We start from the raw sequence: 13,973 nt of genomic DNA on the forward strand, positions 1-13,973 counted from the left end.
TACCGCCTTGGGGGTTACCGCCTTGCCGGCGTGGGGCAACGCCGCAACGGCCACGCTGCTCAATACCGCAGACGAAGCCCACCGTTTCGACTATGCCACGCTCAAGGGGCAAGCCCGGGCGCTGGCTCGCAGCCCCTATCGGCCCCCGAACGAGGCACTACCTGAGAGCGTGCAGAAGCTCGACTGGGATCAGTTCCAGGCGATTCGCTATAGTCCCGATCACGCCCTGTGGGCAAAAGAGCCATCACGCTTCGAGGCGCGGTTTTTTCACCTGGGTCTCTTCTTCAAGACCCCGGTTCGCATGTACGAGATAAAGGACGGCCAGGCGCGAGAAATCGCCTACGATCCCGCCATGTTCGACTACGGCAACAGCGGGTTGCGAAGCGCGCACCTGCCACAGGATCTTGGTTTCGCCGGCTTCCAGCTTTTTTATCACACCGATCGCAAGCGCGACATCGTCGCCTTCCTCGGCGCAAGCTATTTCCGCGCAGTCGGGGGAGAAATGCAGTATGGCCTCTCGACGCGCGGCCTGGCCATCGACAGCGGCATGTCGCGCAGCGAGGAGTTCCCGCGTTTCACCGCCTTCTGGTTTGAACGGCCCGAGCCCGAATCGGACGTGCTCACGGTTTATGCCCTGATGGATTCTCCCAGCATCGCAGGCGCCTATCGTTTCCTCATTCATCCAGCGGCGCGGCTGGTCATGGACGTCGATGCCGCGCTTTACCCGCGCAAGCCGATCGAGCGGCTCGGCGTTGCCCCCCTGACCAGCATGTTCCTGTTCGGCGAGAACGAAAATCGTATCAACCACGATTGGCGGCCGGAGATCCACGATTCGGACGGGCTCGCAATATGGCGCGGAAACGGCGAATGGATCTGGCGGCCGCTGGTCAATCCGGCGAACCTGCGTTTCAACGCCTATGCCGACGACAGCCCGCGCGGCTTCGGCCTGCTGCAGCGCGACCGCAATTTCGATCACTATCAGGACGACGGCGCCTTCTACGAACGCCGGCCCAGCCTCTGGGTCGAGCCACGGTCGGGCTGGGGCAAAGGGTCGATCCAACTGGTCGAATTGCCGGCCTCCGACGAGACCTTCGACAACATCGTTGCATTCTGGAACCCGGCCGAGAAACCCCAACCCGGCCAGGAGTTACTGTTCGCCTATCGTCTCTATTGGGGTGACAGGCCCCCGGTCGTTGCGCCGCTTGCCCGGGTCGTCGCCACGCGTACCGGTCTCGGTGGCATTGTGGGGCAGAAGCGCAAATACTTCTCCTGGCGTTTCGCGGTCGACTTTGCTGGGGGCGATCTCGCCATGCTCGGCAAGGATACGGTTGTCGAGCCGGTGATCGTCGTTTCGCGCGGTCAAGTCGAGATCACATCCGTGCGCCCCTTGGCACCCATACAGGGATTGCGTGCGATGTTCGACCTGAAGCCAACCGATAGGGATCCGGGCCCGATCAACCTCCGTATGTTTTTGCGGGTGGACGGCCAGCCCTTGACGGAGACTTGGCTGTATCAGTGGACACCGCCTCAGGTGCGGCCGCCCTTATAACCTCCGGCGGAGTCATCTGCGGGCACACCTGGTATTCGCGCCACGAATGGCGGTCGCCTTTGGCGCGGGCCGGGTCAGGCCCGTTTGCGCCGCATCATGCCCAAACCGAGTAGCCCCAGGCCAAGCAGGCCCACCGTGGCCGGTTCCGGCACCCCGTTGCTCCGCGCTTGCACGGACAGGGTCAGCGTGTAGGCGCCCGGATCAATCGAGATCAGGTTTTCAATATGCGACACGGCACCGAATCCGGCCGGCGGCAGGCCATCCATGAACCAGGCCTGGTTGCTGGCATTGATCGCGTACATTTTGTAATCGCCGATGCCGATGTAATAGGTCCCGGCACTGATGGCATAGGTCAGCATCGAATCGAGGCTGCCACCCGAATCGTCGTTTCCAATCAGGGCCTGAAAGCCCGCATCGAACAGGGCGATATTCGTATCCAAATTCGTCCCAATCTGGCCCGTGGCGTTGATCGTCAGCAGACCGCCGGTGCCAAAAACGAGCTTGTATACATCGCCTTCGTCGCCCTGGCCGATCGTGCCCTGGATCTGCATATCGGTAGCCAGTTGGGCTGACGCCAGGAAATTCGAGGCATCGCCCGATTCGATATACGTGGCATGAGCCGAGGTCATGCCCGCCGCCAGCAGGAGCGCAAGGCTCAGTTTATTCAGGTTGGTTTTCATTCTCTCCGCTTTCCGCTCGATCTAGGTTGCGCTGGCAGGCAGGTTTTCCATTCATTATTCATTGCATCTGCCTTTCCAGCCTGCCATTCGAGGAGCACGGAACATGCCAGTCCATACCCACACAACAGAGTCCCACTTTAAATACAATGACTTACACGTATCGTGTGCGCTGACGTGCGGACGGGGGAGGGTCATTCGGGGCGATTTGTAAAATCCTTCGACAGCGCGCGCCATGCCGCGCCAGCGACCCGGTTCGTTTCAGGCAATGGCCTGGTAACCCAGCGCGGCACCGGTCTGCCCAGCGGCTTTTTTCAGTGCCTCGACCCAGCCCGGTTTATGGCGATCGGCCGGCGCGGAAATCGACAGGCCCGCTATCAGCTTGCCCTCTGCATCGCGTACCGGCGCGCCGATGCACGCCACGCCCAGTTCGGCTTCCTCGCGGTCGCGGGCCAGCTGTTCGTGGCGTATGGTGTCCAGTTCGGCCGAGAGGCGTTCCAGCGTAGTCAAGGTGTTCGGCGTATAGGCCGGCAGGCCGGTGCGCTCGGCATAGCCCATCACCCCGCTGGCGCTGTCCTCGGCCAGGAAGATCTTGCCGACCGCGGTGACGTGGAGCGGCGCGTGCGCCCCCACCACTTGCACGACCTGGATCAGCGTCTGGCCACCCGACACGCGCTCGATGTAGACCGCCTCGTCGCCGCGCCGCACGATCAGGTTGACCGTCTCGCCGGTCAACTCGGCAAGTTGCTGCATATACGGCATGGCCACCTGGCGGATGTTGAGCCGCGCACGTAAGCGATTGCCCACTTCCAGCCAACGTACGCCCAGGTCATATTCGCCGGCGCCCGTCTTCTCGACAAGGCCGTGCGCCATCAGCGCGCCGAGGATGCGGTGCGCGCTGGCGGTATGCAGGCCGGCCTGCTCGGCCAGCCGGGTAAGCGTCGCCGGACCTGGCGCGCGCGCAAGAATGCCGACCAGCGCCATGGCGCGGTCGAGAACCTGAATAGAGGAAGCACCGTTTTTCATAAAGTGAAAATTTATCACGCAATGTGAAATTGTTGGCAGTTTACTGCTTCAATACGTTCATCGTTTCACATGATGTGAAACATTTTCATATTGTGAAAGGTATAGCCATGAGCGCCCAGATGCAGTCCACCCCCGAGACCTTCCCTGCGTTTTGCGAAGGCATTCAGTATTTCGCCGACAGCTTCCCCGAAATCGACCGTCTGGGCGCCACACCGCTGCTGGGCCCCAACCAGCCCGCGCTGCCGGATGCGACCAGCGAAGCGGCGGTCTACCAGACCCTGCTCGCCGCCGACGCGCTGCGCTACCTGACATTGCAGGTCACCGGCAGCAAGTCGTCCGGCCATCCGGGCGGCTTCGCCTCCAGCGCCGACGCCGTCGCCGCGCTGCATCTGCTGGGCCACCGCAACATGGTGACCGAAGTCGGCCACCACGCGCCCGGTTTCTATTCGGCGATGTTCCTCGACACCTCGCTGGAAGCGATGGGGATCCAGACAGTCGCCGAAATGCGCACGCGTTTCCGCGAACGCCATGGCCTGCTGGGCCACCTGTCCGGCGCAATCCCCGGCCTGCTCGCACCCGCCGGCCCGCTCGGACAAGGCCAGCACTTCGCCATGGCCGGCGCTTATCTGCACCGCGACAAACTGTTTCCGGTCACCATCGGCGACGGCGGGTTGGGCGAACCCTACATCATGAGCGCGTTCCAGCACTTCGCGACCGCGTATCCCGACGTCACCAACTACCTGCCGGTGCTGGTGTGGAACGGCTACTCACAGGAGCATCACAGCATGGTGTCGCTGTGGGACAACACGCGCATGACCGACTACTGGCGCGCCCACGGTTTCGACGAGGTGCACCTGATCGACGCGCGCGACTACGCCGACACCCCCGACGCGCCGGTGTACACGGACAGCACCACGTTCGGCTTCGCCGCGCGCATGGCCTTCACCGGCGCCATCCTCAAAGCCGCCGATGCTGCCGCGAAGAGCGCCCTGTCCGGCCGCCGCGCCTGCCTCATCGTCAAGCAGCTGAAGGGCGCCGGCGTGCACGCCACCGGCGCCAAGTCGCACAACCTCTATGCTCACCACACGCTCGATTCCGACGACGTGAAGGGCGGTCTGCAGCGCCGCGCGCTGCCGATCAAGGCTTGGGAAATCACGCGGGAAAACTTCCGTCACGCCGGCGGTGGGCCCGCCGCACGCGTCGCAGTGACCGAAAGCGTGCGCGATCTGCCCAGCCTGGATGGCTTGCCGCTGACCGAGTTCGCCATTGGCGAAAATCATGTGCCCACCACTGCCTTCGGCCACGTGGTCGGCGAGGTGGGCAAGCGCGACCCGATGTTCGTGGTCACCAACGCCGACGGCAACGAGGCCTCGGGCATGGCCAACATCAACAAGGCGCTGACGATCCGCCACCCGACTGCCGACGACCTCTATTTCCAGGGCCCCTCGGGCCAGGTCTACGAGCCGCTCAACGAGGATGCCTGCGCCGGCCTCGCGGTGGGCGTGGCGCTGTTCGGCGGCCGCAGCCTGTGGTGCAGCTATGAGTCGTTCGCGATCAACGGCCTGCCGATCTGGCAGACAGTGACGCAGGCGATGGCCGAACTGCGGCGCAAGACGCCCGCCACGGTATGCCTGTTCACCGCCGGCGCGCTCGAGCAGGGCCGCAACGGCTGGACCCACCAGCGGCCGGAAATCGAGAGCTACTTCGCCGCGATGATGCGCAACGGCAACGTCTACCCGCTGTTCCCGGTCGACGCCAACATGATCCAGGCGAGCTACGACTGGGCACTGAAGCAGCACAACAAGGGCATCGTCATCACCGCATCGAAGTCGCCGCTTCCGGTGCGTACCTCGCTCGCACAGGGCGAGGCCGCCATCGAGCAGGGCGCGATCGTGCTGCAGGAGCATCCCGGCAAGAAGTCGGTCGTGTTCGCCGTGACCGGCGATATGGTGCTGCAGCCGGTGTTCGCCGCTGCCGAGAAACTGGCCGAATCCGGCATCGGTTCCCGCATCGTCGCCGTGGTCAACCCGCGCCGCCTGTACCGTCCGGGCGACGTGCTGTGGGGCAGCGTGTCGGAGCCCGACGACCGCTTCATGGACGACGACTCCTTCAAGGCGATGTTCCAAGGCGACGTCCTGCTCGGCGTCAGCGGCGGCCCGTCGGCACCGCTCGAGCCTGTTTTGTTGCGCAGCCAGGCCGCCCAGCGGGATGTGTTCTGCTGGAAGCGCGGCGAAACCACTGCCAGCCCGCAGCAGCTGTTCGACTTCAACGGCATGAATGCGCAGGCGATGAGCGCACGCGTGCTGGCGATGCTGGAGCGCACGGGATCATGAGCCCCAAGATCGTCGTTCTCGACGACGATCCCACCGGCTCGCAGACGGTGCATTCCTGTCTGCTGCTGACGCGCTGGGATGTCTCCACGCTGAAGACGGCGCTGGCCGATGCGGCGCCGCTGTTCTTCATCCTCACCAATACGCGCGGGATGGATGCGGAACGCGCGGCCACCGTGACGCGCGAGGTGTGTGAAAACCTCAGGCTCGCGCTCGCCGATTTCCCCGGGCCGGTCCTGTTCGTGTCGCGCTCGGATTCCACCCTGCGCGGCCACTACCCGGTGGAGACCGACGTGATGAACGCCGTGCTCGGGCCGTTCGACGCGACGCTGCTGACGCCGGCTTTTTTCGAAGGCGGCCGCATCACGCGGGACAGCACGCATTACCTGATCGTCGACGGCAAACCGGTGCCGACCCACGAGACCGAGTTCGCGCGCGACTCGGTGTTCGGCTATCGCACGGCGTATCTGCCGGACTATGTCGCCGAGAAGACAAATGGTCGCGTGGCATCCGATTCGGTACGGCGCCTGACGCTGGCCGATCTGCGCGCGGGGCAGGCGGACACCTGGCTGGCGGCGCTGCATGACAATCAGGTGGGGGTGATCGATGGCGAAACGACGGACGACTACCGGCTGTTCGCCGACGCTGCGCTGAAGGCCGCGGCCGGCGGCAAGCGATGGCTGTTCCGCAGCGCCGCTTCGCTGCTCACCGCGTTGGCGAAGCTGCCACCGCAGCCGGTGGCCGCCGAAGCCTTTTCCACCCTGGTGCGCGACCGTCAGCCTGGCGCGGTCGTGGTCGGCTCGCACGTCGCCAAGACCACCGCACAACTCACCGCGTTGCTGAAGGAGCGCGGCGTGGTCGGTCTGCCGCTCGACGTTGCCCGCCTGCCCGACGCGCGCGCCGCGGTGGTCGACGAACTCACCGCCGGCATCGCCCACGCCCACGCACGGGGCCTCACCCCGGTGGTGTTCACCAGCCGTAGCGAGCGGCAATTCGCCAACATTGCAGAGCGTCTGGCGTTCGGCGAGTCGGTGTCGGGCACGCTGATGGACGTGGTGAAACGACTGCCGGACACGCTCGGCTTTCTCATCAGCAAGGGCGGCATCACCTCCAACGACGTACTGTCGACCGGGCTGGCGCTGACCGCCTCGCGCGTGCTGGGGCAGATCCTACCCGGCGTCACCGTGGTGCAGACGCCGCCCGACCACCGCTTGCCGCAGTTGCCGGTCGTCATCTTTCCCGGCAATGTCGGCGGCGACGGCGCGCTGGCGGAGGCCTATCGACGACTCGCACCCTCGCACGCGCAGGCAAGCCCGGCTACACTCGCAGCCTGAACGTACACATCGCTTTTCATGCTCAGCCCCGCTTTTCTGTCCCAGCTACGCAAACTGCTGCCCGACCATTGCGTACTCCACGCGCGCGAGGATCTCGTGCCGTTCGAGAGCGACGGCCTGTCGGCGTACCGCAACACGCCCGACGTGGTGGCGCTGCCGGAAAACGAGTCGCAAGTGGCGGCGATCCTGCGGCTGTGCCATGCCAACCAGGTGGCGGTGGTGGCGCGCGGTGCCGGTACCGGCCTGGCCGCCGGCGCGATGCCCGTCGACGGCGCGGTCCTGCTGGTGCTGTCCAAGCTCAATCAGATCAGGCACATCGACCCGCTGGCCCGGACGGCGACGGTACAGCCCGGAGTACGCAACCTCGCGATTTCCGAAGCCGCCGCCGTGCACGGCCTCTACTACGCGCCCGATCCCTCGTCGCAGATCGCCTGTTCGATCGGCGGCAACGTGGCGGAAAACTCGGGCGGCGTGCATTGCCTGAAATACGGGCTCACCGTACACAACATCCTCAAGCTGCGTGCCTGGACCATCGATGGCCAGTTGCTCGAAATCGGCAACGACACGCTCGACAGTCCGGGCTACGACCTGCTGGCGCTGATGACCGGCTCCGAAGGCATGCTGGCAGTGATCACCGAGGTCACGGTCAAGCTGCTGCCGCGTCCCCAGCGCGCGCAAGTGGTGCTGGCCGCGTTCGACGACGTGGCGAAAGCCGGTGCCGCGGTGGGCAACATCATTGCCGCGGGCGTCATCCCCGCCGGGCTGGAAATGATGGACCGCCTCGCCATCCAGGCCGCCGAGGCCTTCGTCCACGCCGGTTATCCGCTCGACTGCGAGGCCCTGTTGCTGTGCGAGATTGACGGCGTCAACGAGGAAGTCTCGGACGACATCTTTACCGTGCACGAAGTGCTCGCGGCCTCCGGCGCGATCGAGATCCACACGGCCGAGAGCGAAGAACAACGCCTCCGCTTCTGGGCCGGGCGCAAGGCGGCGTTTCCTGCCGTGGGACGGCTGGCGCCCGACTATTACTGCATGGACGGCACCATTCCGCGCGCCCAGCTGCCGCAGGTTCTGCGCCGCATCAGCGAGATGAGCCTCGAGTTCGGACTGGCCGTCGCCAACGTGTTCCATGCCGGCGACGGCAACCTGCATCCGCTGATCCTGTTCGACGCCAACCAGCCGGGCGAACTGCACCAGGCCGAAGCCTTCGGCAGCAAGATCCTGGAATTGTGCGTCGAGGTCGGCGGCACCATCACCGGCGAACACGGCGTCGGACTGGAAAAGATCAACCAGATGTGCGCGCAGTTCGCCACGCCGGAGCTGACCCGTTTCCACGAGGTGAAAGCCGCGTTTGATCCCGACACGCTGCTCAACCCCGGCAAGGCCGTGCCCGAGCTGCACCGCTGCGCTGAGTGGGGCGCGATGCACATCCACGGCGGCCAGCTGCCGCATCCCGAGTTGCCGAGGTTCTGATGCTGGACACCTTCATCGACCGCATCCGCGCGGCCCACGCCGAAGGCTCGCCGCTCATTCTTCAGGGCGGCGGCAGCAAGACCTTCTATGGCAACGCGGACGAAGGCGAGGTGCTCAGCACGCGCGCGCTCACCGGCATCGTCGACTACCAGCCCAAGGAGCTGGTGCTGACCGCCCGTGCCGGCACGCCGCTGGCCGAGATCGAAGCCGCGCTGGCCGAACGGAACCAGATGCTGGCGTTCGAACCGCCACACTTCGGCGGCGCCGCCACGCTGGGCGGCAGCATCGCCACCGGCCTGTCCGGCCCGCGCCGACCCTATGCCGGTGCCGCACGCGACTTCGTGCTCGGCGTGCGCATGATCGACGGCACCGGCCAGCCGCTGCGCTTCGGCGGCCAGGTGATCAAGAATGTCGCCGGCTACGATGTGTCGCGGTTGATGGCGGGTGCGCTCGGCACGCTCGGCCTGATTACCGAGATGTCGCTCAAGGTGCTGCCGAAACCGGCGGCGGAAACCACGCTGCAATTCGAACTCGACGAAACCGCCGCGATCGAGAACATGAACCGGTGGGCGGGACAGCCGCTGCCGCTGTCTGCCACTTCATGGCATGCAGGCCTGCTGACGGTGCGGCTGTCGGGCGCGGAATCCGCGGTGCATGCGGCGCAGGCCCGGCTCGGCGGCGAGTGGCTGCATGACGCAGCCGCTTTCTGGCAGCGCCTGCGCGACCAGGCCACACCTTTCTTCGACAAGCGCCCGCTCTGGCGGCTGGCGGTCAAGCCGACCACGCCGCCCCTGAATCTCGGCAGCGCCGAATGGATCGAGTGGGGCGGGGCAGTGCGCTGGCTGGCGTCCGACCTGCCTGCGACCACTCTGCGCGACGCCGCAAAAACAGCAGGCGGGCATGCCACCTTGTTTCGCGGCACGGCACCGGTCGACGGTGCTTTCGCCCCGCTAACCCCGGCCCTGCTGACCCTGCATCGCAACCTGAAGCAGCGCTTCGATCCCAAGGGGATTCTCAACCGCGGCCGCCTGCATCCGGAATTCTGAATGGACCTCGATACGATCGATCACGTAGTGCTGACCGTACGCGACATTCCTGCCAGCGTAGCCTTCTACACGCGCGTGCTGGGCATGCGCGAGGTCATTTTCGGCAACGACCGGCGGGCCCTGGCCTTTGGCCGCTGCAAGCTGAACCTGCATCAGGCCGGCCGCGAATTCGAGCCGAAAGCAGCGCATCCCACGCCGGGCGCGGCGGACCTCTGCCTGCTCGCACGCACGCCCATCGCCGACATCACGCGCCAACTCGCCGCACAGGGTATCGCCATCGAAGCCGGCCCGGTCGAACGCACCGGCGCGCAAGGCCCCCTCCTGTCAGTCTATGTGCGCGATCCCGACGGCAATCTGATCGAACTTTCCAACCCGCTCTGACATGCAGACCACGCTCGCCGAACCTTATCGCAATACCCCCGAAGGCGACGTCGCCGAGCGCATCCTGCGCAATTGCGTGCATTGCGGCTTCTGCCTCGCCACCTGTCCCACCTACCAGATTCTCGGCAACGAACTCGACTCGCCACGCGGTCGCATCTATCTGATGAAGCAGGTGCTCGAAGGGGCGTCGCCGACGGCCAAGACCCTGCTCCACCTCGACCGCTGCCTGACCTGCCGCAACTGCGAAACCACCTGCCCTTCGGGCGTCGAATACGGCAAGCTGCTCGACATCGGTCGCCACATCGTGGAAGACAAAGTCGGACGCGGCATCGCCGAGTCCGCGACACGCGCTGCGCTCAAGACCGGCCTCGGCTCGCCCATGCTGTTCAACAGCGCCTTGAAGCTCGGCCAGGGAGTACGCGGCCTCATGCCCCGTTTTCTGAAGTCGCGCGTTCCGCCCACGGAGACCGCAGGCGCCTGGCCCGCCCCACGCCACCCTCGCCACATGCTGGTCTTGCAAGGCTGCGTGCAGCCTGGTCTCAAGCCCAACATCAACGCTGCCGCCGCGCGCGTGCTCGACCGCATCGGCATCTCGCTGGTCGCCGCGGACGAGGCCGGCTGTTGTGGCGCGCTGGCGCACCACCTCAACGACACCGAGGCAAGTCTCGCCGCCGCGCGCCGCAACATCGACGCCTGGCTGCCGCATCTCGAGGCTGGGGCGGAAGCCGTCGTGATGACCGCCTCGGGCTGCGGCGTGATGGTGAAGGACTACGGCTGGCTGCTGCGCCACGACCCCGCCTACGCCGACAAAGCTGTCCGCATCTCCGCCGCCACACGGGACATTTCGGAAATCCTCGCCGCGGAACGCGACGCACTAAAATCACACACCGCACACCACTCACCGCTCACCGGCAAGCGCATCGCCTACCATCCACCCTGCACCCTGCAGCACGGACAGAAACTCGGCGGCGACGTCGAGGCGTTGCTGGCGCAAGCCGGTTTCGAGCTCACGCCGGTGGCGGAGAAACATCTGTGCTGCGGCTCGGCCGGTACCTATTCGATCCTGCAGCCCGAGATCGCCGGCGCGCTCAAGACCCGCAAGCTCGGCCATCTGCAAGCCGGTGCGCCGGAGATGATCGCGACCGCCAACATCGGCTGCCTGACCCACCTGCAATCGGCCAGCCCGATCCCGGTACGGCACTGGGTGGAACTTTTGGACGAGACGATGGCCGCATCCTGACTGCCATCAGGAGCACGTCATGATCTTCAAACAGCTGTTCGAGCCCATTTCCAGTACCTACACCTATCTTCTGGGGTGCGAGAAAACCGGCCAGGCCCTTTTGATCGACCCGGTTCTGCCGGCCTGGGAGCGCGACCTGGCCACGGTCAACGCACTCGGACTGAAACTCGCGTTCACGCTGGAAACGCATATCCACGCCGACCACATCACCTCGGCCAATAAACTCAAGGCCATCGCCGGCAGCCGCATCGCCGGTCCCGCGCTCGACCGGCTGCCGTGCACCGAGGTCGGCATTGTCGAAGGGACGCCGTTCAAAATGGGTTCGATCGAACTCGCACCGATTCACACGCCCGGCCATACCGACAACCACTTCGCCTACCTGCACGATGGGCGCCTCTACAGCGGCGATGCCCTCCTGATCGAGGCCTGCGGCCGCACCGACTTCCAGAACGGCGACGCGACCGCGCTGTATCACTCGGTACGCGGCAAGCTGTTCGCGCTCGATGACGATACGCTGGTCTATCCCGCCCACGATTACGAGCAGCGCCACATCAGCACCATCGGTCAGGAGAAGGCGCGCAACCCCCGGCTTGGCGGTGACCGGACGCTGGACGATTTCGTCCGGCTGATGGGCGAGCTGAAGCTCGCCTACCCCAAGTTCATCGACTATGCCGTGCCCGGCAACCGCGAATGCGGTACCTGCCCGCCTGGCGTACCGGACCATTTGCAGCAGTATTGCGCGCAGATCACGGAAAGCCGCCAGGGCTGACTGGGTTTGGATCGGCCCTGTCCAAAATGAACGAGCGGGCTAGGGCTGGAGATCGCCGGGCCGATTGAGATTGGCAAAGGCCGCTGCGTCGAAACGCACGGTGGTCGAGGACAGTTCCGCCTGCCAATGACGCACCGCGCGTTCGCCACGTGCCAGGTAGCCGGCCAGATGCTCGCGCTGGTCGGTATGCACCAGGAAGCAGCTGTGGTGTATGCGCGTGTCATCCTCTGCCACCGCCAGCGGCACACCTTCCAATTGCGCCGCACCCAGCAGGCGAAATGCCAGGTCGGCAGGCAGGTGCGGCGTATCGCACGGAACGACCAACAGCCAGTCGGTCGTCACCGCCTGCAACGCCGCCAGCACGCCTGCCAGCGGGCCCGGGTAGTCGGGCAGGGTGTCGGGCAGGACGCGCCGGCCATAGGCCGCGTAACGCTCGAGATTGCGATTGGCGCTGATGACGATCTCCCCGACCTGCGGCGCCAGCACGGCCAATACCCATTCGACCAGCGGACGGCCCTGATAGTCGACCAGCCCCTTGTCCGCGCCGCCCATGCGGCGACCCTGCCCGCCGGCCAGGATGACAGCCGCCACGTCCTGCATGCCGGGGGCGTCAGCGGTGGCCATACAGGTGGAAAAGATCCGAACGGTCGCCGGGGCGGGCACCGTCCCACACCTTGACCCAGTCGGGCGCGATATGTGGTTCTACATCGCGCTGCCGCGTCTCCACCAGCAGCCAGCCGCAGCCGATGTCGGCCGGCGCGAGCATGCGTCCGCTGTGGTAGGCCAGCAGCAGGCGCTGCTGGCTGCGCACCTGGTAGGTCTGGATGCATTCCGTCGGCGGCACCCGTGCCGCCAGCACCGCGCCCACGCTGGCGTAGGAGAGGCGCTGGTCGAGCGGCGCCTGGAACAGCGCCATCAGCAGTCCCCAGCTGAAAGTCATGCCGGCCGTCCACACCAGGATCGGGCGCAGCGGCGAACGGCGAATGCGGACGAGGAACACAACCCACGCCAGCGTGACGACGATGCCCAGCGCGAGCGCCCACGGACGCAGGACGCCCACGCCCGTCATGCCCAATCGGGTCAGCCGCGCCGCCAGCCGCGCCGGGCTGCCCAGATCGTGTGCGCTCCAGTAGACCCACAGGACCAGCGCCAGAAAACCGAACAGCATGATGCCGAACCACAGCAGGGCATAGGCGGCACCGCGCCGCAGGGTGTAGAGGCCGGACGCCCCCAGCAAGGCGAGCGGCAGCAGCAGAATGAGGCCTTGTTCCTCGCCGGGATCGGTGTCGAAGACATACAGGGCGAGCAGGCCCAGCAGCGCGCCTACCGGCAGCACGATGCCCGGCGTGCGCCACTGACGCCGGCCGCGATAGAGCGCCCAGGCGGCCAGCGGCCACGCCGGCCAGGCATACCAGCCGAGAATGCCCAGGTAGAACGCCGGGCGCAGAGGCGCATCACCCAGCCAGCGCTGCAGGTTGAGCGCCTGCTTGAGCGGAATGGCCTGTGTGGTCAGGTAGGTCAGCCATGCCGCGCTTGCCGCCAAGGCAAGGCCCACCCCCCATGCCAGTGCACGCCGTGCCGGCGGCGAACGGAAGGCTTCGAGCAGGCCCGGCAATCCCATCGCCAACAGCAGGAACAAGGCCGCTTCCGCCGCGCCGCCGGCAAGCAGCATCAGGATGGCGCCGGCGCCCAGCGCCCAGCCGCCGCGCGGACCCTGGGGCAGGGTGGCGATGCCGTGCAGCATGATCGCGGCGGCGGCGAACTGCGCGGTTGCCGCATTGAGTTCATGGCCGCGAACCAGGAGTCCCATGCAACCCAGCAAGGTGAGCGCGGCGGCCCACGCGGTTTCCGCGCCATACAGTGCGCGGGCCGTACGCGCAATGAAGAACAACGCCAGCGCGATGAACAGTCCCGAAGCGAGGCGCGCGCCATCGGCCAGACTCAGAAAGGACGACGTCAGCCAGGCGGTGGCGGTGGCCACCCAGTAGTAGAGGGGCGGCGTAGCCGACACGGACTGCGGGGCGGTGCCACTTTTCAGCAGCAGCCACAATTGCACGAAGTGCTCGCCATCGCCGCCTTTCCAGGGCGCGTGTCCAACCAGCCCGGGCAACAGCCACGCCGCGCAGAGCAGCAACAGCCCAAGCCGGG

General features: G+C 66.0%; 12 protein-coding genes. 8 read left to right on the top strand and 4 right to left on the bottom strand.

Features of this window, described 5'->3' with window-relative positions:
• Positions 1 to 22 precede the first annotated feature (22 nt).
• A complete protein-coding gene (locus ABT23_RS03350; protein ID WP_296631152.1) occupies positions 23 to 1,549 on the top strand; it encodes a glucan biosynthesis protein in 1,527 nt (508 codons plus the stop codon).
• 74 nt (positions 1,550 to 1,623) lie between these two features.
• On the opposite strand, the gene ABT23_RS03355 is transcribed toward ABT23_RS03350, so the two are convergent.
• Positions 1,624 to 2,229 carry a DVUA0089 family protein gene (locus ABT23_RS03355; protein ID WP_296631155.1) on the bottom strand — a complete coding sequence of 202 codons (606 nt, stop codon included), beginning with the start codon at positions 2,227 to 2,229 and terminating at the stop codon, positions 1,624 to 1,626.
• Positions 2,230 to 2,487: 258 nt separating this feature from the next.
• The gene (locus ABT23_RS03360; protein ID WP_296631161.1) at positions 2,488 to 3,252 is read right to left on the bottom strand and encodes an IclR family transcriptional regulator; all 765 of its coding nucleotides are present in this window, start codon (positions 3,250 to 3,252) and stop codon (positions 2,488 to 2,490) included.
• A gap of 107 nt (positions 3,253 to 3,359) precedes the next feature.
• Between ABT23_RS03360 and ABT23_RS03365 the strand changes: the two genes are divergently transcribed.
• Genes ABT23_RS03365 through ABT23_RS03395 form a run of 7 tightly spaced genes read left to right on the top strand, consistent with a single transcriptional unit; the run spans position 3,360 to position 11,825 of the window.
• Positions 3,360 to 5,585 carry a phosphoketolase gene (locus tag ABT23_RS03365; protein ID WP_296631163.1) on the top strand — a complete coding sequence of 742 codons (2,226 nt, stop codon included), beginning with the start codon at positions 3,360 to 3,362 and terminating at the stop codon, positions 5,583 to 5,585.
• Positions 5,582 to 6,916, top strand: a complete 1,335-nt coding sequence (locus ABT23_RS03370) for a four-carbon acid sugar kinase family protein (RefSeq protein WP_296631171.1) — start codon at positions 5,582 to 5,584, stop codon at positions 6,914 to 6,916. Before ABT23_RS03365 ends, ABT23_RS03370 begins: the two co-directional genes overlap by 4 nt.
• A gap of 18 nt (positions 6,917 to 6,934) precedes the next feature.
• Entirely contained in the window at positions 6,935 to 8,389 is a 1,455-nt protein-coding gene (locus tag ABT23_RS03375; RefSeq protein WP_296631179.1) for an FAD-linked oxidase C-terminal domain-containing protein, read from the top strand.
• Complete coding sequence (gene glcE / locus ABT23_RS03380; RefSeq protein ID WP_296631186.1) at positions 8,389 to 9,435, top strand: glycolate oxidase subunit GlcE; 1,047 nt, start codon at positions 8,389 to 8,391, stop codon at positions 9,433 to 9,435. The genes ABT23_RS03375 and glcE overlap by 1 nt, the downstream gene beginning before the upstream one ends.
• The gene (locus ABT23_RS03385) at positions 9,436 to 9,816 is read left to right on the top strand and encodes a VOC family protein (protein ID WP_296631190.1); all 381 of its coding nucleotides are present in this window, start codon (positions 9,436 to 9,438) and stop codon (positions 9,814 to 9,816) included.
• Between the two features lies 1 nt (position 9,817).
• Complete coding sequence (gene glcF, locus ABT23_RS03390) at positions 9,818 to 11,056, top strand: glycolate oxidase subunit GlcF (protein ID WP_296631196.1); 1,239 nt, start codon at positions 9,818 to 9,820, stop codon at positions 11,054 to 11,056.
• Positions 11,057 to 11,075: 19 nt separating this feature from the next.
• Positions 11,076 to 11,825 carry an MBL fold metallo-hydrolase gene (locus ABT23_RS03395; RefSeq protein ID WP_296631202.1) on the top strand — a complete coding sequence of 250 codons (750 nt, stop codon included), beginning with the start codon at positions 11,076 to 11,078 and terminating at the stop codon, positions 11,823 to 11,825.
• Positions 11,826 to 11,864: 39 nt separating this feature from the next.
• Here the strand turns inward: ABT23_RS03395 and mobA are convergent, their stop codons facing one another.
• Entirely contained in the window at positions 11,865 to 12,449 is a 585-nt protein-coding gene (mobA, locus tag ABT23_RS03400) for a molybdenum cofactor guanylyltransferase MobA (protein WP_296631205.1), read from the bottom strand.
• The gene (locus tag ABT23_RS03405) at positions 12,436 to 13,959 is read right to left on the bottom strand and encodes a hypothetical protein (protein WP_296631209.1); all 1,524 of its coding nucleotides are present in this window, start codon (positions 13,957 to 13,959) and stop codon (positions 12,436 to 12,438) included. Before ABT23_RS03405 ends, mobA begins: the two co-directional genes overlap by 14 nt.
• Between the last annotated feature and the right edge of the window lie 14 nt (positions 13,960 to 13,973).

Source organism: Thiobacillus sp. SCN 63-57 (assembly GCF_001725555.1).
Taxonomy (GTDB): Bacteria; Pseudomonadota; Gammaproteobacteria; order Burkholderiales; family Thiobacillaceae; genus Thiobacillus.

Coding starts and splice junctions, on each gene's coding strand:
- mobA (WP_296631205.1), bottom strand. CDS start 12,449: ATGGCCACCGCTGACGCCCCCGGCATGCAGGACGTGGCGGCTGTCATC.
- ABT23_RS03375 (WP_296631179.1), top strand. CDS start 6,935: ATGCTCAGCCCCGCTTTTCTGTCCCAGCTACGCAAACTGCTGCCCGAC.
- glcE (WP_296631186.1), top strand. CDS start 8,389: ATGCTGGACACCTTCATCGACCGCATCCGCGCGGCCCACGCCGAAGGC.
- ABT23_RS03395 (WP_296631202.1), top strand. CDS start 11,076: ATGATCTTCAAACAGCTGTTCGAGCCCATTTCCAGTACCTACACCTAT.
- ABT23_RS03360 (WP_296631161.1), bottom strand. CDS start 3,252: ATGAAAAACGGTGCTTCCTCTATTCAGGTTCTCGACCGCGCCATGGCG.
- glcF (WP_296631196.1), top strand. CDS start 9,818: ATGCAGACCACGCTCGCCGAACCTTATCGCAATACCCCCGAAGGCGAC.
- ABT23_RS03355 (WP_296631155.1), bottom strand. CDS start 2,229: ATGAAAACCAACCTGAATAAACTGAGCCTTGCGCTCCTGCTGGCGGCG.
- ABT23_RS03370 (WP_296631171.1), top strand. CDS start 5,582: ATGAGCCCCAAGATCGTCGTTCTCGACGACGATCCCACCGGCTCGCAG.
- ABT23_RS03365 (WP_296631163.1), top strand. CDS start 3,360: ATGAGCGCCCAGATGCAGTCCACCCCCGAGACCTTCCCTGCGTTTTGC.
- ABT23_RS03385 (WP_296631190.1), top strand. CDS start 9,436: ATGGACCTCGATACGATCGATCACGTAGTGCTGACCGTACGCGACATT.